Source organism: Comamonas guangdongensis, assembly GCF_041079535.1.
In the GTDB taxonomy this organism is placed as follows: Bacteria; Pseudomonadota; Gammaproteobacteria; order Burkholderiales; family Burkholderiaceae_C; genus Comamonas; species Comamonas guangdongensis.
The window spans coordinates 58,452-78,683 of record NZ_JBFYGN010000008.1; the positions used below are offsets into that span (position 1 = coordinate 58,452).

A 20,232-nucleotide genomic window follows, 5' to 3' on the forward strand; every position below is an offset into this window, starting at 1 on the left:
CCCGCAGACCTGGACGGCCTGCGGGCTTTGCGGTTTCAGCGGCGGCTTACTTCTGGGCCGCGGTCAGCGTGTTGTAGCTGTTGATGAGGTTGCGGTAGTCGGGGATATGGTTGGAGAACAGCGCAGCCAGGCCCTCGATGTCGTTGCGCCAGTCGCGGTGCAGCTCGCAGGCCGCGCCGAACCAGGTCATGAGCTGGGCGCCGGCCTGCTCCATGCGGCTCCAGGCGGCCTGCTGGGTCATGGAGTTGAAAGTGCCCGAGGCGTCGGCGATCACGAACACCTCGAAGCCTTCGGCCAGGGCCGACAGCACGGGGAAGGCCACGCAGACCTCGGTCACCACGCCGGCGACGATGAGCTGCTTCTTGCCCGTGGCCTTGACGGCCTTGACGAAGTCCTCGTTGTCCCAGGCGTTGATCTGGCCGGGGCGGGCGATATAGGGGGCGGTGGGGAATTTTTCCTTGAGCTCGGGCACCAACGGGCCGTTGGGGCCGTTCTCGAAGCTGGTGGTCAGGATGGTCGGCAGCTTGAAGTACTCGGCCATGTCGGCCAGGGCCAGCACATTGTTCTTGAACTTGTCGGGGTCGATGTCGCGCACCAGGGACAGCAGGCCGGTCTGGTGGTCCACCAGCAGCACGGCGGCGTTGTCCTTGTCGAGGCGGGTATAGGGCTTGGGGCTCATATGGCGATCTCCTTGAAAAGCGGAAGGTGACGGAAAACATCTGGCTGCAGGCGGCGGGTCGGTGTTCCTACCCGCCGCACTGCGGGCTCAGCGGTTGGCTGCGGCGTCGCGCACAGGGCGCTCGGCCGCCGGAATGCGGCCGAACTGGCCGCTGCGGAAGTCCTCCAGCGCCTGCTGGATTTCCTCGTCGCTGTTCATGACGAACGGGCCGTAGCCGACCACGGGCTCGTCAATCGGTTCCCCCGACAGCCACAGCAAGGTGACGTCGTTGTTGGCCTCCAGGTGCACGCTGTCCGCGGCGCGGTCCATGTGCACCAGCTGGCCGGCGCGGGCAATCTCCTGTCCGTTGACCAGCACCGTGCCGTGCAGCACCACCAGCGCCAGCGTGTGGCCGGCCTGGGCCTGGAGCTCGGTGGCGGCACCGGCATTGAGCCGCACGTCCCACACATTGATGGGCGTGAAGGTCCTGGCCGGGCCTTGGCTGCCAAGGTAGTCACCGGCGATGACACGCAGATGACCCGCGCCGCCCGGCAGCGCCACCTGCGGGATGTCGGCATTCAGCAGGTTCTGGTAGCCGGGGGCGGACATCTTGTCTTTGGCCGGCAGGTTGACCCACAGCTGCACCATCTCCAGCGGACCACCGCTATTGGCAAAGGCTTCGGAGTGGTATTCCTCGTGCAGGATGCCCGAGGCCGCCGTCATCCACTGCACGTCGCCGGGGCCGATGGTGCCGCCGGCGCCCGTGGAGTCGCGGTGGGCCACTTCGCCCTCGTAGACGATGGTCACGGTCTCGAAGCCGCGGTGCGGGTGCGTGCCCACGCCGCGCCGCGCCGTGGTGGGCGTGAAGTTCTGGGGGCCCGCATGGTCCAGCAGCAGAAAGGGGCTCAGGGCCTTGCCGTGGTCGCCGTAGCTGAACAGCGAGCGCACGGGAAAGCCGTTGCCCACCCAATGGGGGCGCGGGGCTTCGTAGACACCCAGGATTTTCTTGAGCATGGTGTTTCTCCTTGCGGCTGGCCTGCGGTCCCTGAGGACCTGGCAGGCGTTGAACATGGAGAAAGTATGAATTTGGAACGATGAATTGAGTAGCCCATAATATTCAGCCTCAGAGTTCTATTTTTAAAACGATGAAGCTGCCTGATCTCAACGAGCTCTACTACTTCGCCCAGGTGGTGGAGCACGGTGGATTCGCGCCCGCGGGCCGCGCCCTGGGCCTGCCCAAGTCCAAGCTCAGCCGCCGCGTGGCCCTGCTCGAAGAGCGCCTGGGCGCGCAGCTGCTGCTGCGGTCCACGCGCAGCTTTGCCGTGACCGAGGTGGGCAAGCGCTACTACCAGCACTGCCGCGCCATGCTGACCGAGGCCGAGGCTGCCGAGGAGTCCGTGGCGCTCGCGCATTCCGATCCCTGCGGCAGGGTGCGCATGAGCTGCCCCGTGGCCCTGCTGGCCTCGCGCGTGGGCCGCATGCTGGGCGAGTTCATGCGCCTGTACCCGCGCGTGGAACTGCAGGTGGACGAGACCAACCGGCGCGTGGACGTGATCGGCGAAGGCCTGGACCTGGCCCTGCGCGTACGCCCGCCGCCGTTGCAGGACAGCGATCTGGTGCTGCGCACGCTGGCCGAGCGCCGGCAATGCCTGGTGGCCGCACCCGAGCTGCTGCAGCGCCTGGGCCGGCCCGGCGGACCCATGGACCTGTCGGGCTGGCCCAGCCTGGACATGGGCAGCGTGCAGGAAACCCACCGCTGGCTGCTGTACGGACCCGATGCCGTGCGCGCCGAGGTAAGACACCAGCCGCGGCTGGTGACCCAGTCCATGCTGGCCCTGCGCGATGCGGCCCTGCTGGGCGCCGGCGTGGTGCAGCTGCCCAGCATGTTCGTGCGCGAGGACCTGCGCAGCGGCGCGCTGGTGCCGGTGCTGCCGGACTGGGAGCCGCGGCCCGAGATCATCCACGCCGTCTATGCCTCGCGCCGCGGGCAGCTGCCGGCCGTGCGCGCGCTGCTCGACCATCTGGCCCAGCAGTTCAAGGCGCTGCAGGAGGAATAAGACCTAGGCGGCCAGCGCGGCCTCGATGTCGGTGCCCAGCTTCTCGGGCTTGTCCTGGGGCGCATAGCGGCTGATCACCTGCCCGTCGCGGCCCACGAGGAACTTGGTGAAGTTCCACTTGATGGACTTGGTGCCCAGCACGCCCGGAGCTTCGGCCGTGAGCCAGCGGTACAGCGGGTGGGCGCCGTCGCCGTTGACCTCGATCTTGTGCATGAGCGGAAAGCTCACGCCGAAGTTCAGCTCGCAAAAGCTCGCGATCTCCTCGTCCGTGCCTTTTTCCTGCGCGCCGAACTGGTTGCAGGGAAAGCCCAGCACCACCAGTCCCCGCTCCGCATATTCCTCGTGCAGGAGCTGCAGGCCCTTGTATTGGGGCGTGAAGCCGCAGGCGCTGGCGGTGTTCACGATCAGCAGCACCTTGCCCTGGTACTGCGACAAGGGGATGCTGCGCCCCTGAATGTCGGTGGCTTCAAAGTCATAAACACTGTTTGCCATGCTGCTCTCCCGCCAATGCGAAACCGCAAGCTTAAGGCAGTCGGCAAGCTGTCTCACAGCTAGAAACAACCCTGCTCGACCACGTCACGGACACAATACCGGGGCTGCGACCATAGAAAAACGATCCCCGCAAGCAGAACGCCTGTTTTTTGGGCATTCTTCGCAGTCTTGCCTTCTTGCAGCCCTTGGCGGGCTGCCCTGCAACGTGCGTTTGTCCTTGAACGAATTGAAAGAAAAATGGCTCACCCTGGCCGCGGCGCTGTGGCTGCGCTGGCGCGCCTCCGCCCTGGGCCAGCGCCTGGCGGACCTGCCCTGGTGGCGCCGCTGGCCGACGCGGCGTGAATGGCTGTGGCTGGTCGCGTCCCTGCCGGTGCTGTTCTTCGTCTATGTGCTGCTGCTGATTCCGTTCACGCCCAGCATCAGCGATATCCGCAAGGCCAAGCTGGAGCAGCCCGCGCAGATCATGAGCGCCGACGGCAAGCTGATCGGCGAGTTCAAGCGCAGCAACCGCCAGTGGGTGCCGCTGGACCAGATCGCGCCCACGGTCGTGAAGGCCCTGGTCGCGACCGAGGACCACCGCTTCTACGAGCACCATGGCATGGACTTCACGCGCACCCTGGGTTCGGCCATCCACACGCTGAACGGAGATCCTCAGGGCGGCTCCACCATCACCCAGCAGCTGGCGCGCAATCTCTACCCGACCGAGATCGGCCGCGCGCGCAATATCAACCGCAAGCTCAAGGAAGCCATCACGGCCTTCAAGATCGAGGCGCTCTACACCAAGGACGAGATCCTCGAGACCTATCTGAACACCGTGCCCTTTCTCTACAACGCCTACGGCATAGAGATGGCGGCGCGCACCTATTTCGACAAGCCGGCCGCCAAGCTCAGCGTGCTGGAGAGCGCCACCCTGGTGGGCATGCTCAAGGGCAATGCCTATTACAACCCGGTAATCAATCCGGACCGCGCGATCGCCCGGCGCAACACCGTGCTGGCCCAGATGGTCAAGCGCGGCGAACTCAAGCCCGAGGAATTCGAGCGCCTGAAGAAGCGGCCCATGCGCCTGGACTTCGAGCGCCAGGAAGAGCCCACGGGCATGGCGCCGCATTTTGCCCAGCAGCTGCGCAAATGGCTGATCGCCTGGGCCGACAAGCACGACTACAACATCTACACCGACGGCCTGGTGGTGCGCACCACGCTGGATTCAAGACTGCAGACCTGGGCCCAGCAGGCGGTGGAGCGCCAGATGCGTACCCTGCAGGGCATTGCCAGCAGCAACTGGAGCCGCCGCGACGGCTGGTCCGCCGACAGCGCGCTGGTGCGGCAGCTGGTGCGTGAAAGCGAGGACTTCCGCAAGCTCACGCGCAGCGGCAGAGCCGATGCGCTGAGCGAGGACGAGGCGCTGAAGAAGCTGCTGGCCGACAAGGCCTTCATGAAGGCTTTGCGCGAGGACAAGACCCGCGTGCAGGCGGGCTTTCTGGCCATGGACCCGCGCACCTCGGCCGTGCTGGCCTGGGTCGGCAGCCGCGACTACACCCAGGATGCCTTCGACCATGTGGCGCAGGCGCGGCGCCAGCCGGGCTCGACCTTCAAGCCCTTTGTCTATGGCGCGGCGCTGCAGCAGGGCGCCAGGCCCGAGGACACGCGCAAGGACGAGGAAGTCGAGATCAAGCTGTCCGGCGGCGAGGTCTGGCGCCCAACCGATGCGGTAGACCCCACGGGCGTGCCCATGACGCTGACCGATGCGCTGGCCTATTCCAAGAACACCATCACCGCCGAACTGGGCCAGGAAGTCGGCATGGACCGCGTGATCAAGCTGGCGCGCGCCCTGGGCGTGCGCCAGAGCCCGCTGGAGTCCGTGCCCTCGCTGGCCCTGGGCTCCAGCCCGGTCACGCTGCTGGAGATGGTCAACGCCTACGGCAGCATCGCCAACTCGGGCCGCTATACCCCGCCCCAGCTGGTCACCCGCATCGAGAACGCCGACGGCGAGGTCCTGGCCGAATTCACGCCGCCCAAGCCGGACCCGGTCTGGAGCGAGGAACACAACTACGGCCTGCTGACGATGATGCGCGCCGTGATCGACAAGGGCACGGGCCGCGCCATCCGCAAGCAGTACGGCATACGCGCCGACGTGGCGGGCAAGACCGGCACCACCCAGGGCAATGCCGACGGCTGGTTCATCCTCATGCATCCGCAGATCGTGGCCGGAGCCTGGGCCGGCTTCAACGATGCGCGCATCACGCTCAAGAGCGACCAGTGGGGCCAGGGCTCGCGCAGCGCCCTGCCCATGGTGGGCGACTTTATGTCGCGCACGCTGCGCAGCCCGCTGCTCAACGCCAAGGCCGGCTTTGCCGAACCCAATACCAGCCACTGGTGGAGCGATTTCGTCGGCCGCCTGCGCGACAGGCTGCAGCAATGGAGCGGCCCCGCCAACGAGGACCAGGGCAGGGATCAGGCTCCTGCCCGGAATGCGCCCGACCACGGCCCCGCGGCCGCCCCCGGCAGGAATGACGGCGGCGATGCCGACATCACCGAAAGCACGCCCGCCCTGCCCCCGGCCCAGCCCGGCACGCCGGCCGCCCCGGACCGCAGCGCCCCGCCGCCCGATGTGGACAGCAGCCCGGGACTGGCCCCCGGCGATGCTTCGCCCGCTCCGGCCAGAACGCCCACGCCCTCCAACTGGAGCGATATAGGCACGCCCCTGCCCCCTGCGGGGCCGCTGAACCCGCCCGAGGACAAGCCCTGAGCCGTGGTTTTCAGCCATATGCGCCGCTGGGCTGTCGAATAACTGGTCCAATTGCAGTCTGACATCCGCCAGGACGGTTTCCCAACAGGAGGCCACCTGGCGGATTTGCTTTCGCGCCATCGGCACCACTCGCCGCCGATGGTGCGCCGCGCCGATCCGGAGCTTTCATGACTGCCAACACGCCAACCCTCGTCACCTTTGCCATCTATCTGCTGGGCATGCTGCTCATAGGCTGGGCCGGCTACAAAGCCACGACCAACCTCTCCGACTACATCCTCGGCGGGCGCAGTCTGGGCTCGGTGGTCACGGCGCTTTCGGCCGGCGCCTCGGACATGAGCGGCTGGCTGCTCATGGGCCTGCCCGGCGCCGTGTTCGCCACCGGGCTGTCGGCGTCCTGGATCGCCATCGGCCTGTGCCTGGGAGCCTGGTGCAACTGGCGCTTCGTAGCCGCACGCCTGCGCGTCTATACCGAGAAGGTCGGCAATGCGCTGACCCTGCCCGACTACTTCACCAACCGCTTCGAGGACCGCAGCAATCTGCTGCGCATCGTCACCGCCGTGGTGATCCTGGTGTTCTTCACCCTGTACTGCGCCTCGGGCGTGGTGGCCGGCGCCCGCCTGTTCGAGAGCATGTTCGGCATGGACTACCGGACCGCGCTGTGGGTAGGCGCCGTCGCCACCATGGCCTATGTGTTCATAGGCGGCTTTCTGGCCGTGAGCTGGACCGACACCATCCAGGCCTCGCTGATGATCACGGCACTGCTGCTGGCCCCGCTGATGGTGATCTACGCCGACGGCGGCGTGGGCGCCAGCACCGCCATCATCGGCACCGCCCGCGACGGCGCCTTCGACATGTTCCAGGGCCAGAGTGCGATTGCCATCGTCTCGCTGCTGGCCTGGGGCCTGGGCTATTTCGGCCAGCCCCATATCCTGGTGCGCTTCATGGCCGCGGAATCGGTCAAGACCATCCCCAGCGCCCGCCGCATCGGCATGGGCTGGATGATGCTGTGCCTGGGTGGGGCCGTGGCCGTGGGCTTTTTCGGCATCGCCTTCTTCGGCAGCCGCCCCGACCTGGCCACGGGCGTGAACGCCAACCACGAAACCGTGTTTCTCGAAGTGGCCAAGCTGCTGTTCAACCCCTGGATCAGCGGCATCCTGCTGGCCGCGGTGCTGGCCGCCGTGATGAGCACCCTGTCCTGCCAGCTGCTGGTCTGCTCCAGCGCCCTGACCCAGGACATCTACAAGACCTTTTTGCACCGCAACGCCAGCCAGCAGCAGCTGGTCTGGTTTGGCCGCGCCATGGTGTTCGGGATTGCCGTGATCGCCATCGCGATCGCCCAGGACCCCGACAGCAAGGTGCTGGGCATGGTCAGCAATGCCTGGGCCGGCTTTGGCGCCGCCTTCGGTCCACTGGTGCTGCTGTCCCTGCTGTGGAGCCGCATGACGCGCAACGGCGCCCTGGCCGGCATGGTCGTGGGCGCCGTCACGGTGCTGGTCTGGCAGCACTACCAGTGGTTCCAGCTCTATGAGATCGTGCCCGGCTTTGCGCTGTCTGCGATCGCCATCGTAGTGGTCAGCCTGCTGGACAAGGCCCCGTCGCCCGCAGTCGCGGCCACGCACAAGGCAGTCGAAGCCGAAATCGCGGCCCACGGCGAATAAGGGGGGTCCCGCAGCCCTGCCAGCTCGAAGTCCGGCAGGGCTGTGCCGCCTACGATAGACAGACATGGCCTAACTGCATAAAAAATAAGCATAACTTGCAATTTCAGTGCCTATCCGTCACACTTACGGGTCGAAATTTCAGGCCTTACCTGAGATTCTGAAAGGTTTAGTGAATGCTCAAGGCCGCTGCTGCCAAGGTTTACCAGACTGGATTAGCGCTGATGTTGGGTGCCGCGTTTGCGCTGGCATCCCCCGTGGCGCTGGCGCGCAAGGCGCCCGAAGCCAGCGTTTCCGTCCCCGGTTTTGAGACGATCGCCGTGGCGGATCTGCCGCGCGAAGGCCGTGCGACCTATGGCCGCATTCTTCAAGGCGGCCCTTTTACCAGCGACAAGGACGGCGCCGTCTTCGGCAACCGTGAGCGCATCCTGCCCCGCCAGGCGCGCGGCTATTACCGCGAATACACGGTGCGCACGCCCGGAGCCCGCAACCGCGGCGCGCGGCGCATAGTCTGCGGCGGGCTGCAGCCCCAGACCCCGGACGCCTGCTTTTACACCGGCGATCACTACAACAGCTTCCAGCAGATCGTTGAATGAGCCATGATCTGCTTGAGCGCCCGAACTCGTGCCACGGCGGGTCGCGCAGATGACCTACAGCTTACTCAGCACCACCTCTGCCAATAATTTTGATGTTTTTAGAAAGAATCACGGAGATGGACACGCCACTTCGTAAGCCTGCCGAGATACCGTTGCGCAATGTTCGCACGAACATCGTGCAGTCCATACGCGCCTATCGCATTCCGGACCTGCAGGCCGCTGCCGAAACCCTGGGCGCCCACTTTCTCTATGCCAATCTGGCCCATGCCCAGACCAAGGCCGATATTTTCGAACTGCTGGCCACCCAGTTCCATCTGCCCGCCCACTTCGGCAAAAACTGGGATGCGCTCTACGACTGCCTGACCGACCCCATTCACAAGGCGGGCCCGCAACCCGGTTTTGTGGTGGTGCTGGACCAGATCCCCACCACGCCCAAATTCGACAAGGAAATCCGCGAGCAATTGCTGGACGTGTTCCGCGACACGGCGGAATTCTGGGCCGAGCGCAAGATTCCCTTCCGCTGCTTCTATTCCTTCCTCTAGCCGCGCGCACAGCCCGAGCCCCGCCAAACGCCCGCCCGAGCCGCGGGCGTTTGGCATTCTGGGCGGCGAGCGCTAGGCCGCCGCGCCCTGGCCCGCGGCCTTGAGCCGCATCCACCGGCCCAGCCCCACCACCAGCAGAGCTCCCGCGGCGGCCGCCGCCAGCTGCGCCCAGGGATTGGCCTGAACCCAGGCTTGCAGCAGCTGATCGCTGGTGATGGTCTCGCCGGCCACCCAGCCTATCAGCGCCGCGCCCAGCGTGACGATGACGGGAAAGCGTTCCATCAGCCTGATCATCAGCGTGGAGCCAAAGACCACCAGCGGAATGCTGATCGCCAGGCCCAGGATCAGCAGCAGCATATTGCCGCCGGCCGCGGCCGCCACGGCGATCACGTTATCCAGGCTCATGACCAGATCGGCCATCAAAATGGTGCGAACCGCCGCCATCATGCTCTGTTTGACGACATTTCCTGCCTCCTCCGCCTCATCCTCGCCCTTGAGCAGGCCCACGCCTATCCATAGCAGCAGCAGGCCACCGACAAGCTCCACAAACGGCAGCTGCATGAGCTTGGCGGCCACCAGGGTCAGCGCGATGCGCAGCAGCACCGCGGCCCCCGATCCGAACAGGACCGCTTTTTTCTGCTGTCCGGCGGGCAGACCGCGCGCGGCCAGTGCGATGACGACGGCGTTGTCGCCCGAGAGAATGATGTTGATCCAGACGATTTTGAGCAGCCCGATCCAGAAATCGGCGCCGAGCAAGGCTTCCATGGTGAAATCTTCCGAGGTATGGGTCCGCCGGCCATTGGACGGACAAACGCCCGGCGACAGCGGGCCGGGCGTTGCAGATGCCGTAAAGTTTAGCCAACTGCCTGCGCCGGCGACCGCCTGCGTATTGCTGCTGCGAGCATGGTAATTCCGGAGCCACGGATGTCCGGCCACCCACTCTGGCCTCCTCACCGGGAGGCCCGGATTGGCTGCAAATTACCAGTTTTCAGTGATACCCAAAACTCAAAATCTCGTGGACAGTACCGCAACCTCTTGATGCGGGTCCTAAAAAGCCATGGCCGAGCCTATGCACCTCCCTACAGAATCCATGCTGCCCGGCCCGCTGCTGGTGGTGGAGGATGAGCCCTTGATCAGCAAACGCCTGGCAGGCATTTTGCGCGGCCTGGGCTATACCGAAGATGCGCTGATCTTCACGGCCTCCCTGGCCGCGGCGCGCGCCCGCCTCGAGGAGCACCCCGTGGCCATGGCGCTGGTGGATCTGGGCCTGCCCGATGGCAGCGGCATCGATCTGATCCATCAGCTGCGTGCGGCCGACCCCGGCATGGGCATTCTGGTCATTTCGGCCTGGAGCACCGAAGACGCTATTCTTGCGGCCCTGCGCGCGGGCGCCAACGGCTATGTGCTTAAGGAGCGCGACGATCTGGAGGTGACGCTGTCCATCCGCAGCGTGCTGCGCGGCGGCGCTCCCATCGACCCCTTTATCGCGCGGCGCATCATCGCGGAGCTGCTGCCCGCGCCCAGCGGCAAGGAAGCTCCGACGGAGAGCGTGCTGAGCCCGCGGGAAATCCAGATCCTCAAGCTGGTGGCCGACGGCATGACCAACCGCGAGATCGCCGAAGCGATTTTTCTCTCCCGCTATACGGTGGAATGCCATATCAAGAACATCTACCGCAAGCTGGCCGTGCCCTCGCGCACCCGGGCCGTCAGCGAGGCGCGCGCGCGCGGACTCATACTCTAGACTGGCAGCCCATGCTGCACCTTGTCTGCCTTCTGCTGCTGTGGCTGGGCTGCGGCCTGCCAGGTTCGGCCCGGGCCCAGGATCAGGCCTGCAGCATCCGCATTCTGGCCACCCAGGCCGCCAAGGCCGCCGCGACCGGAGCTCCGCCGCCGATCGCCGAGCTCGACTGGGTCGACGTCACCTTGCCCGACCAATGGCAGCGGCGCTGGCCCGATCACGACGGCGCCGTCTGGTATCGCATCGACTGGCACAACCCCTGCCCCCAGAACCAGGTGGCCCTGGCCTTGAACACCATGGTCATGGCCGGCGAGGTATTCGTGAACCGCGAGCCGATCTGGCGCGACAAATCCTTGCAACAGCCCCTGAGCCGCAGCTGGAACATGCCGCGCTACTGGCTTCTGCCGCCCGGCCTGCTGGGCGCCGGCAACAACCACATCTGGGTGCGTGTGCATGGAGTCGTGGACCAGACTCCGGGCCTGGGCTCGGTACAGATCGGCGATCCCCAGGCCTTGCATGCATGGTTTGACAACGCCTGGTGGAACCAGCGCACGCTGTTCGTCATGAGCGCCACGGTCTCGCTGGTGCTCTGCGTGCTGTTTGCCTTCGCCTGGCTGCAAAACCGTGCCGAGACCGCTTTTGGCTGGTACGCGCTCAATACCCTGTGCTGGGTCTGCGTGCTCGGCAGCGTGCTGGCCACCGAGACCTGGCCTTTTCCCGACACCCTGGCCCTGTCGCGCGCCACCTCTCTGGTGTTCATCGTCTTTGTCTACAGCTTCTGCCTGTTCAGCTGGCGTTTTGGCGAACTGCGCCTGCCCCGGCTGGAGCGGGCGCTGGGCCTGCTGTCGCTGCTGGCCGCAGCCATGCTGCTGCTGCCCGCCCCCTGGTTCCATGCGCTGCGCACGGCCTGGCTGGTCTCCGTGGTCTTCACCCTGGTTTCCTTCGGCAACTGCTTTCTCTTTCCGCTGCATGCCTGGCGCACGCGCAGACTGCCCCATCTGGTCTATGCCGGCTGCCTGCTGGTCTTTGTTGCCGTCGGCATCCACGACACCCTGCTGCTGCATAGCGTCATCCGGGAACGGGCGCCCCTGCTGCCCTATACCGCCCCGCTGACCATGCTGGCCCTGGCATTTGTGCTGGGAAGACAGATCACGCTGAATGTGCGCCGCATCGAGCGCTTCAATCAGGAGCTGACCCAGACCGTGACTCAGGCCTGCGATGACCTCAGCCACACCCTGGAGCGCGAGCACCACCTGGCCCTGAGCCACTCCAGGCTGCAGGAGCGCATGCAGATCTCGCAGGACCTGCACGACAGCCTGGGAGGCTCGCTGGTGCGCTCCATCGCGCTGGTGGAGCAGGCCGAGCAGCCGCTGCAGAACGCGCAGGTGCTATCCATGCTCAAGCTCATGCGCGACGACCTGCGGCAGATGATAGACAGCGGCACCAGCGCCGCGCTGAACGTGCCGGAAACACCGGCGCAGTGGATCGCACCGCTGCGACACCGCTTTGCGCGGCTGTTCGAGGCGCTGGAGATCAGGGCCGAATGGCGGCTGCCGCCCGGCTGGAGCCCGGCCCCCAGCCCCATACAGTGCCTGACTTTGACGCGCGTGCTCGAGGAAGCGCTGACCAATGTCATCAAGCACAGCGGCGCGCGATCCGTGACCGTGGAAATGCTCCAGCCCGGCACGCGCGAGCTATGCCTGTACATACGCGATGACGGTCTGGGCTTTGATGTGCCCACGATTCAATCCCATGGCATGGGCGTCGGCATGCGCAGCATGCTCGCGCGCCTGGAACGCGTGCACGGCACCTTGCAGATTCAGTCGCGGTCCGGCCATACCGTGCTCACGGCTCTGCTGAGCCTGGGCGACGCCGCGGCTGCGGTCCGCAGCGATTCAGCCGCGTAGCGCTTTCCAGTCCCCGGCTCAAGCCGGATCGACCTCGGCGATGATGCCTCCGCCCAGGCAGACCTCGCCGTCGTAGAGCACGGCCGACTGGCCGGGCGTCACGGCCCACTGGGCCTCGGGGAAGTCCAGGCGAAAGCCGTCGGCCGTGGCCTGCGAGATCAGGGCCGGCGAATCGGGCTGGCGATACCGGGTCTTGGAGCCGTAGGCCTTGCCCTCGGCCGGTGCCCGGCCCGCCACCCAGCTGATCTGGTCGGCCAGCAGCGCATGCGACTGCAGCCAGGGGTGATCGTGCCCCTGCACCACGCGCAGAATGTTCTTGTCCAGGTCCTTGCGCGCCACAAACCAGGGCGCATGGTCGCCCGCGCCGCGCGCCGCGCCTTTTTCCTTGACTCCGCCTATGCCCAGGCCCGAACGCTGGCCCAGGGTGTAGAAGCTCAGGCCCACATGCTTGCCCAGCTTGCGGTTGCGGTCGTCGAGAATCGGACCGGGCTCCTTGCTGATGTAGCGGTTCAGAAAATCGCGGAAAGGCCGCTCGCCGATGAAGCAGATACCCGTCGAATCCTTCTTCTTGGCGTTGGGCAGGCCGATTTCCTCGGCGATGCGGCGCACCTCGGTCTTTTTGAGCTCGCCGACCGGGAACATGCTCTTGGACAGCTGAGCCTGGTTCAGACGGTGCAGAAAATAGCTCTGGTCCTTGCTGTTATCCAGGCCCTTGAGCAGTTCGAACAGCTGGGTATCGGGGTTCTGGCGCACCCGCGCATAGTGGCCGGTGGCGATCTTTTCGGCACCCAGGCGCATGGCGTGGTCGAGGAAGGCCTTGAACTTGATCTCGGCATTGCACAGCACATCGGGGTTGGGCGTGCGGCCGGCCTGGTACTCGCGCAGGAACTCGGCAAACACGCGGTCCTTGTAGTCGGCGGCAAAGTTCACATGCTCGATCTCGATGCCGATCACATCGGCCACGGCCGCGGCATCCACAAAGTCGATATTCGACGAGCAGTACTCGCTATCGTCGTCGTCTTCCCAGTTCTTCATGAAGATGCCGACGACCTCATGGCCCTGCTGTTTGAGAAGATAGGCGGTGACGGCGGAATCCACACCGCCCGACAAACCCACCACGACACGCTGCTTGTTGCTCATAGTGTGCGATTATCCCAGCGCCCGCTTTGCTGCTGCGGGCGTGAGGATTTCCCGAGGATAGGCTATGGAACTGCGCCAGCTGCGCTACTTTGTACGGATTGTCGAACTCGGCTCCATGAGCCGTGCCGCGCTGGACCTGGACCTGGTGCAGTCGGCACTGAGCCAGCAGATCAGCCGCCTGGAGTCCGAGCTGTCCACGCGTTTGCTGCAGCGCACGCCGCGCGGCGTCATCCCCACCGAGGCCGGACAGGCTTTTTTCCACGAGGCCCAGCTCACGCTGCGCCATGCCGAGCAGGCCGTGCATGCGGCCCAGCAGGCACGGCTGTCGGGCGCCGTCAGCATGGGGCTTTCACCGACGATCGCCAATGTGCTGGGCCTGCCGCTGATGCGCGCCATGCGCGAGCGCTATCCCGATGTGCGCCTGCACATGGTGTCGGCGCTTTCGGGGCATCTGACCAGCCTGCTCAACGCCAGGCAACTGGATCTGGCGATTCTTTTCGACACCCAGAATGCGCGCCGCTGGAGCGTGATGCCGCTGCTGGAAGAGCAGCTGTTCCTGATCCAGTCGCGCCAGCAGCCGGTGGTACCACAGATCAAGCATGACTCTCCCATCAGTCTGGGGCAGCTGCAGCAGGTGCCGCTGATCCTGCCCTCGGGCAGCCATGGGCTGCGCAGCTCGGTCATGGCCTCGTTCACCAGCGCGGGCTTTCAGTCGCAGATGGCCATGGAGATCGACTCGCTGACCCTGCTCATGGAGGCCGTGGATGCCGGCATGGGCGCCACGGTCCAGCCCTGGTCGGCCGTGGCCATGTACAGAGATGCGGCAGAGCGCTTCCAGTGGTCCGAGATCGCCGACGATCAGGTACGGCGCAAAGCCGCGTTGTGCAGCCTGTCGGATGACGAACTCTCACCCGCGGCGCTGGCAGCGCGCGTGGTGCTGATGGATTGCGCCAAGCAGCTGGTGCGTTCGGCCTCCTGGAGGGGTGCCACTCTGACGGAGTGACAAGGCAGGCCACTTCCTGCATGGGTGGTTGTGCGCTGCGGCATGGCCAGGCGAGGCTTACGTAATTTCCACAGCAACTTTGTTCACGCGAGAAGCTCCAACCCCGAGGCAAACCTAGATCTTCATTACAACATTGCTGCCGCGGTCTGCGGAACCGCGCTTCACATATTCAGCTTGCATCGCGCCTGCGGCAACAGCCTACAGCGGGTGCGAGTGCGCCTTCTTAATATGAGCCTTGCCTCATGGCCGGATGCGAAGCGCAGCTCGAGACAGCCAGCCAAAACCAAGGTTCACTCATGACCTCTCTAGATATACAGCTGTTGCTGACCGCCCTGGTCAGCGTATTGGTGCTGGTCGCGCTCATCGTCTCGCGCATCAAGCTGCACCCGCTGCTGGCCCTGCTCGTCGTCTCGGTCGGCGTGGGCTTTGCAACCGGCATGGAGCCGGGAAACATCGTCAAGCAGCTGACCAATGGCGCCGGCAAGACACTGGGCGCCGTAGGCGTCGTGATCGCCCTGGGCGCCATGCTGGGCAAGGTTCTTGCCGATGCCGGCATCACGGAGCAGATTGCCGAAGCCATACTGCGGCATGCGTCGGATCGCATGATTCCATGGGCCATGACCCTGGTCGCCTTCATCGTCGGCATACCCATGTTTTTCGAGGTGGGCCTGGTGGTCATGCTGCCGCTGATCTTCAGCGTGGCGCGCAAGCTGGAGGGCCATGCCCGCTTCAAAGGCTCGGCCTATGTGTACGTCGGCGTTCCCGTGATTTCGGCCCTGGCGGCCATGCACGGCATGGTGCCACCCCATCCGGGCCCGCTGACCGCCATCGCCACCCTCAAGACCGCGGTCGGCCCCACCATGCTGTATGGCTTTCTGGCGGCCATCCCGGCCATGGTTCTCGGCGGGCCGCTCTATGGCGCCTTCATCTCGCCGCGCATGAGCACCAAGCCCGACCAGGCTCTGCTGGACCAGTTCACCATCACCGAGAAGGCTGGTAACCAGCAGCCGCCCAGCATAGCCCTGGGCGTGCTGGCGGCTCTGCTGCCCGCCATCCTGATGCTGGTCCATGCCGTCGCCGAGATGCTGCTGCCCAAGGACCACCCGGCCATGCACGTGGCCAGCTTCCTGGGCAATCCCCTGATCGCCATGCTGCTGGGCGTGCTGTTTGCCATCGTGGCCCTGGTGATGGCCCGCGGAGGCGACACCGAAAAGCTGCGTGACGCACTGGGCAAGAGCCTCAAGCCGATTGCCTCCATCATCATGATCATCGCCGGAGGCGGCGCCTTTCAGCAGATGCTGACCAGCGCCAAGGTCGGCGACGCCATCGTGCACCTGACGCAGCAATTCGCCTTTCCGCCGCTGATTCTGGGCTGGCTGATCGCCATGCTGCTATCGGTCTCCACCGGCTCGGCCACCGTGGGCATCGTGGGCGCCGCCGGCCTGCTCGCACCGCTGGCCGGCGCCGATCCCAGCCTGAACCTGCCCTTGCTGGCCCTGTCCATAGGCTGCGGCTCCTTGTTCTTCAACTACGCCAACCACGCGGGCTTCTGGATGGTCAAGGAATCCTTCGGCATGAGCATGGGCGAAGCCACCAAGACCATCTCGGTGGTGCAATCCATCGTGGCCGTGATGGGTCTGATCATGGTGCTGATCTTCAATGCTGCCATCCCCGTGCACTGAAGCACGGAGTTGCGGCAACAGGAATTGCCGAAGAATTGCCGCCCTATCCGGACCGGATAGCAGCGCTGCGACACATCAAGCCAAGGCCGAAACGGAATTATCACTAATCGTGATACCCCTATCCCCTTGACCCGCTGCACGAGTGAGGCCCTGCTCACTACAGTCGCGTTCAACCCATGTCTGCCTACGCCGAACCTCTGGAAACCCGCTCCAGAGACTTCGGCGGCAGACAAGATTGACCCACGTTGAACCGCTGCAGGCAACACCTCGCGGCAGCCCATCATGAAAACTGAAGCCTTTGACACCGATGTGCTGATCATCGGTGGCGGCAACGCTGCGCTCTGCGCGGCCCTCATGGCACGCGAAGCCGGAGCCCGCGTGCTGCTGCTCGAATCCGCACCGCGCGCCTGGCGCGGCGGCAACTCCGGCCATACCCGCAATCTGCGCTGCATGCACGACGCGCCCCAGGACGTGCTGGTCGAAGCCTATTCCGAAGAGGAGTACTGGCAGGACCTGCTCAAGGTCACGGGCGGCATCACCAACGAGCATCTGGCGCGCATGGTGATCCGGGCCTCCTCGACCTGCCGCAACTGGATGCGCAGGCATGGCGTGCACTTCCAGCCGCCGCTGTCGGGCGCGCTGCATGTGGCGCGCACCAATGCCTTCTTCATGGGCGGCGGCAAGGCGCTGGTGAACGCCTATTTCCGCAGCGCCGAAAAGCTGGGTGTGGAAATCCGCTACGAGTCCCCCGTGGACAAGCTCGAAATCGAGAACGGCCGGTTCCAGGCTGCCTGGGTCAAGACCAAGGATGGGAGCCAGCGCATCACGGCCAAGAGCTGCGTGCTGGCCGCTGGCGGCTTCGAGTCCAACCGCGAATGGCTGCGCGAGGCCTGGGGCCAGAACGAGCGCGGCGAATGGCCGGCCGACAACTTCATCATCCGCGGCACGGCCTTCAACCAGGGCGTGCTGCTCAAGCATATGCTGGAAGAGCAACAGGCCGACGGCCTCGGCGATCCCACGCAGGCGCACATGGTGGCCATTGATGCGCGCGCACCGCTGTACGACGGCGGTATCTGCACGCGCATCGACTGCGTCTCGCTGGGCGTGGTGGTCAACCGCGATGCCCAGCGCTTCTATGACGAGGGCGAGGACTTCTGGCCCAAGCGCTACGCGATCTGGGGCCGTCTGGTGGCCCAGCAACCGGGCCAGATTGCCTATTCGATCATCGACAGCAAGGCGATTGGCCGCTTCATGCCGCCGGTATTCCCCGGCGTGAAGGCCGACTCCCTACCCGAGTTGGCGCAGAAGCTGGGTCTGGACGTGGATACCTTCATGGCCACCCTCGATGCCTACAACGGCAGCTGCAAGGTCGGCCATTTCGACCATACCGCGCTGGACGACTGCCACACCGAAGGCCTGGCTCCGGCCAAGACGCACTGGGCGCGCCCGCTCGATACCGGCCCTTACTACGGCTATGCGCTGCGCCCGGGTGTGACCTTTACCTATCTGGGTCTGAAGGTAGACGACACGGCCGCCGTGCGCTTTGACAACCAGCCCAGCCAGAACCTGTTCGTGGCCGGCGAAATGATGGCCGGCAATGTGCTGGGCAAGGGCTATACGGCCGGCGTTGGCATGTCCATAGGCACGGCCTTCGGCCGCATCGCCGGACGCAATGCAGCCCTGGCTGCGCAAGGAAAAGACGCCGTGCACGGCGCTGTGAAAGATGAGGTCTGAGTCATGAGCATCCAATCCCTGCAAGAACTGGGCAAGGAAGCCCAGACCCTGGCTACCGGCAAGGTCATTCCCATCCTACCTGCGCCTACGGAAACCGCGGCCGAATCCGAAGTCGCGCGCGTGATGCAGATCTGCAATGCCTGCCGCTATTGCGAAGGTTTCTGCGCCGTGTTCCCGGCCATGACGCGCCGTCTGGAGTTCGGCAAGGCCGATGTGCATTACCTGGCCAATCTCTGCCACAACTGCGGCGCCTGCCTGCACGCCTGCCAGTACGCACCGCCGCACGAATTCGGCATCAACATCCCCAAGGCCATGGCCGAAGTGCGCGGCCAGACCTATGCCGACTATGCCTGGCCGCCCGCGCTGGGCAAGCTCTACCAGAAGAACGGCCTGACCCTGTCCCTGGCACTGGTCGCCGGGCTCTTTCTGTTCCTGGCGCTGGCCGTGGCAGCGCAAGGTGGTTTGGGTCAGCTGTGGAATGCGCAGCTGGGCAATAACTTCTACAACCTGTTCCCGCACAACCTGCTGGTCGGCATCTTTGCGCCGGTGTTCCTGTTCATGATCTTCGCGCTGTTCATGGGTGTGCGCCGCTTCTGGAAGGACGTCAAGCCCGCCACCAGCAATGTGGATGTCAGCGGCCCCGCCGCTGCCGAAGCCACGCACGACGTGCTGCGCCTCAAGTACCTGGATGGTGGCCACGGTGACGGCTGCCACAACGAGGACGACGAGTACACGCTCAAGCGCCGCCGCTTCCACCACCTGACCTTCTACGGCTTCATGCTGTGCTTTGCCGCCACGGGCCTGGCCACGGTCTATCACTATGTCTTCGATCTGCCCGCGCCTTACGAGCTGCCCAGCCTGCCCAAGGTCCTGGGCGCCCTGGGCGGCCTGAGCCTGATGACAGGCACGGCCGGCCTGTGGATGCTGAACCGCAGCCGCCACCCGCTGCATGGAGACGCCAGGCAAAAGCCCATGGACCTGGGCTTCATCGCCCTGCTGTTCCTCGTGGCCTCCAGCGGTCTGGCGCTGTGGCTGGGTCGCGGCACTTCGGCTCTTGCCTTGCTGCTGTGCCTGCACCTGGGAGCCGTGATCGCACTGTTTGCCACCCTGCCCTATGGCAAATTCGCCCATGGCATCTTCCGTACCGCCGCGCTGCTGCGCCACAACGCCGAAAAGCGCGAGCCCAGCCCCATAGGCCTGGGCGCCGATTGACCCGATGCCAAAAAGATAGCTGCCAGCGCTTGCCAGACAAGCGTCCAAGCTCAATTCCCACACCAAGGAGACCCACCATGCAAAAACGCACCCTGCTCCAGGCCGCCGTGCTGGCAGCCACCTCGCTGGCTCTTTGCGCTCCCGCGCAGGCCCAGGGCTTTCCGCCCAACAAACCCGTGACCCTGGTCGTGGGCTTCGCGGCCGGTGGCGCCGCCGATGCAGCCGCGCGCCTGATCGCCAAGAAGCTGGGCGAGAACATCGGCCAGACCGTGGTGGTGGACAACCGCGGCGGCGCGGGCGGCAACATCGCCCACCAGTATGTGTCCAAGGCGCCTGCCGATGGTTCGGTGCTGCTGTTCGGCTCGGTCGGCCCGCTGACCATCGCGCCCCACATCATGAAGGTGGGCTACAACCCCTTCACCGATCTGGCACCGATCTCGGGTGGCGTGAACTTCCCCAACGTGCTGGTGGTGCACAAGGGCGCGGGCGTGAAGACCCTGGCCGAATTCGTGGCCAAGGCCAAGAAGGAGCCCGGCAGCGTGGACTATGCCTCCACCGGCGCAGGCTCGGCCTCGCATCTGGCGGGCGAGCTGTTCAACCAACGCGCGGGCGTGGAGATGGTGCACGTACCCTACAAGGGCGGTGCGCCGGCGCTGCAGGACCTGCTGGGCGAGCGCGTGACCTCCTATTTCGCCGCGCCCCCGACGGCCCTGCCGCATATCGAGACCGGCAAGCTGATTCCGCTGGCCACCACGGGCCTGACCCGGCCCGCCTACATGCCCAATATCCCCACCGTGGCCGAGGCCGGCTATCCGGGCTTCGAGGCACTGAACTGGTATGCGTTTGTGGCACCCGGCAAGACCCCCACACCCGTGCTGGACCGCTGGAACACCGAGATCGTCAAGGTGCTCAAGGACCCCGCCGTGGCCGAGGCGCTCAAGGTTCACGGCCTCACGCCACAGCCCACCACGCGCACCGAGTTCGCAGCCTTCATGAAGAAGGAATACGAGCAATGGGGCAAGGTGGTCAAGGAACGCAAGATCACCCAGAACTAAGGGTGATGCGCCGGT

Annotated in this window: 17 protein-coding genes; 12 read left to right on the forward strand and 5 right to left on the reverse strand. The window is 65.4% G+C overall.

Features of this window, described 5'->3' with window-relative positions; genetic code table 11:
* Nucleotides 1-46 precede the first annotated feature (46 nt).
* Nucleotides 47-679: an isochorismate family cysteine hydrolase YcaC gene (gene ycaC, locus AB6724_RS09065; RefSeq protein WP_369338191.1), complete on the reverse strand. Its 633-nt coding sequence runs from the start codon at nucleotides 677-679 to the stop codon at nucleotides 47-49.
* Between the two features lie 87 nt (nucleotides 680-766).
* Nucleotides 767-1,672: a pirin family protein gene (locus AB6724_RS09070; protein WP_369338192.1), complete on the reverse strand. Its 906-nt coding sequence runs from the start codon at nucleotides 1,670-1,672 to the stop codon at nucleotides 767-769.
* Between the two features lie 131 nt (nucleotides 1,673-1,803).
* On the opposite strand from AB6724_RS09070, the gene AB6724_RS09075 reads away from it, so the two are divergent.
* Nucleotides 1,804-2,715: a LysR family transcriptional regulator gene (locus AB6724_RS09075; RefSeq protein WP_369338193.1), complete on the forward strand. Its 912-nt coding sequence runs from the start codon at nucleotides 1,804-1,806 to the stop codon at nucleotides 2,713-2,715.
* 3 nt (nucleotides 2,716-2,718) lie between these two features.
* Here AB6724_RS09075 and AB6724_RS09080 read toward each other — a convergent pair whose 3' ends face one another.
* Complete coding sequence (locus tag AB6724_RS09080; protein WP_369338194.1) at nucleotides 2,719-3,207, reverse strand: glutathione peroxidase; 489 nt, start codon at nucleotides 3,205-3,207, stop codon at nucleotides 2,719-2,721.
* A gap of 205 nt (nucleotides 3,208-3,412) precedes the next feature.
* On the opposite strand from AB6724_RS09080, the gene AB6724_RS09085 reads away from it, so the two are divergent.
* The 4 genes from AB6724_RS09085 to AB6724_RS09100 all read left to right on the forward strand — a co-directional run bounded on the left by AB6724_RS09085 (nucleotide 3,413) and on the right by AB6724_RS09100 (nucleotide 8,746).
* Complete coding sequence (locus AB6724_RS09085; RefSeq protein ID WP_369338195.1) at nucleotides 3,413-5,953, forward strand: transglycosylase domain-containing protein; 2,541 nt, start codon at nucleotides 3,413-3,415, stop codon at nucleotides 5,951-5,953.
* Nucleotides 5,954-6,120: 167 nt separating this feature from the next.
* Nucleotides 6,121-7,611 carry a sodium/proline symporter PutP gene (gene putP, locus AB6724_RS09090; RefSeq protein WP_369338196.1) on the forward strand — a complete coding sequence of 497 codons (1,491 nt, stop codon included), beginning with the start codon at nucleotides 6,121-6,123 and terminating at the stop codon, nucleotides 7,609-7,611.
* Nucleotides 7,612-7,784: 173 nt separating this feature from the next.
* On the forward strand, nucleotides 7,785-8,204 hold the full coding sequence (locus tag AB6724_RS09095) for a guanyl-specific ribonuclease (protein ID WP_369338197.1): 420 nt from the start codon (nucleotides 7,785-7,787) through the stop codon (nucleotides 8,202-8,204).
* A 116-nt stretch (nucleotides 8,205-8,320) separates the two neighbouring features.
* A complete protein-coding gene (locus tag AB6724_RS09100; RefSeq protein ID WP_369338198.1) occupies nucleotides 8,321-8,746 on the forward strand; it encodes a barstar family protein in 426 nt (141 codons plus the stop codon).
* A 72-nt stretch (nucleotides 8,747-8,818) separates the two neighbouring features.
* Here AB6724_RS09100 and AB6724_RS09105 read toward each other — a convergent pair whose 3' ends face one another.
* Nucleotides 8,819-9,511, reverse strand: coding sequence for a TerC family protein (locus AB6724_RS09105; protein WP_369338199.1), 693 nt, complete (start codon nucleotides 9,509-9,511; stop codon nucleotides 8,819-8,821).
* A gap of 292 nt (nucleotides 9,512-9,803) precedes the next feature.
* Here AB6724_RS09105 and AB6724_RS09110 point away from each other — a divergent pair, with 292 nt between their 5' ends.
* Both AB6724_RS09110 and AB6724_RS09115 read left to right on the forward strand, forming a co-directional pair.
* Nucleotides 9,804-10,487, forward strand: coding sequence for a LuxR C-terminal-related transcriptional regulator (locus AB6724_RS09110; protein WP_369338200.1), 684 nt, complete (start codon nucleotides 9,804-9,806; stop codon nucleotides 10,485-10,487).
* An 11-nt stretch (nucleotides 10,488-10,498) separates the two neighbouring features.
* Nucleotides 10,499-12,391: a sensor histidine kinase gene (locus tag AB6724_RS09115; protein WP_369338201.1), complete on the forward strand. Its 1,893-nt coding sequence runs from the start codon at nucleotides 10,499-10,501 to the stop codon at nucleotides 12,389-12,391.
* A gap of 18 nt (nucleotides 12,392-12,409) precedes the next feature.
* On the opposite strand, the gene mnmA is transcribed toward AB6724_RS09115, so the two are convergent.
* Nucleotides 12,410-13,531, reverse strand: a complete 1,122-nt coding sequence (gene mnmA, locus AB6724_RS09120) for a tRNA 2-thiouridine(34) synthase MnmA (protein WP_369338202.1) — start codon at nucleotides 13,529-13,531, stop codon at nucleotides 12,410-12,412.
* Nucleotides 13,532-13,595: 64 nt separating this feature from the next.
* Between mnmA and AB6724_RS09125 the strand changes: the two genes are divergently transcribed.
* The 5 genes from AB6724_RS09125 to AB6724_RS09145 all read left to right on the forward strand — a co-directional run bounded on the left by AB6724_RS09125 (nucleotide 13,596) and on the right by AB6724_RS09145 (nucleotide 20,217).
* Nucleotides 13,596-14,534 carry a LysR family transcriptional regulator gene (locus AB6724_RS09125; RefSeq protein WP_369338203.1) on the forward strand — a complete coding sequence of 313 codons (939 nt, stop codon included), beginning with the start codon at nucleotides 13,596-13,598 and terminating at the stop codon, nucleotides 14,532-14,534.
* Nucleotides 14,535-14,830: 296 nt separating this feature from the next.
* Nucleotides 14,831-16,216, forward strand: a complete 1,386-nt coding sequence (locus AB6724_RS09130; protein ID WP_369338204.1) for a GntP family permease — start codon at nucleotides 14,831-14,833, stop codon at nucleotides 16,214-16,216.
* Nucleotides 16,217-16,498: 282 nt separating this feature from the next.
* Entirely contained in the window at nucleotides 16,499-17,950 is a 1,452-nt protein-coding gene (gene tcuA, locus AB6724_RS09135; RefSeq protein ID WP_369338205.1) for an FAD-dependent tricarballylate dehydrogenase TcuA, read from the forward strand.
* 3 nt (nucleotides 17,951-17,953) lie between these two features.
* Complete coding sequence (tcuB, locus tag AB6724_RS09140) at nucleotides 17,954-19,162, forward strand: tricarballylate utilization 4Fe-4S protein TcuB (protein WP_369338206.1); 1,209 nt, start codon at nucleotides 17,954-17,956, stop codon at nucleotides 19,160-19,162.
* A gap of 77 nt (nucleotides 19,163-19,239) precedes the next feature.
* On the forward strand, nucleotides 19,240-20,217 hold the full coding sequence (locus tag AB6724_RS09145; protein ID WP_369338207.1) for a Bug family tripartite tricarboxylate transporter substrate binding protein: 978 nt from the start codon (nucleotides 19,240-19,242) through the stop codon (nucleotides 20,215-20,217).
* Nucleotides 20,218-20,232: the final 15 nt, after the last annotated feature.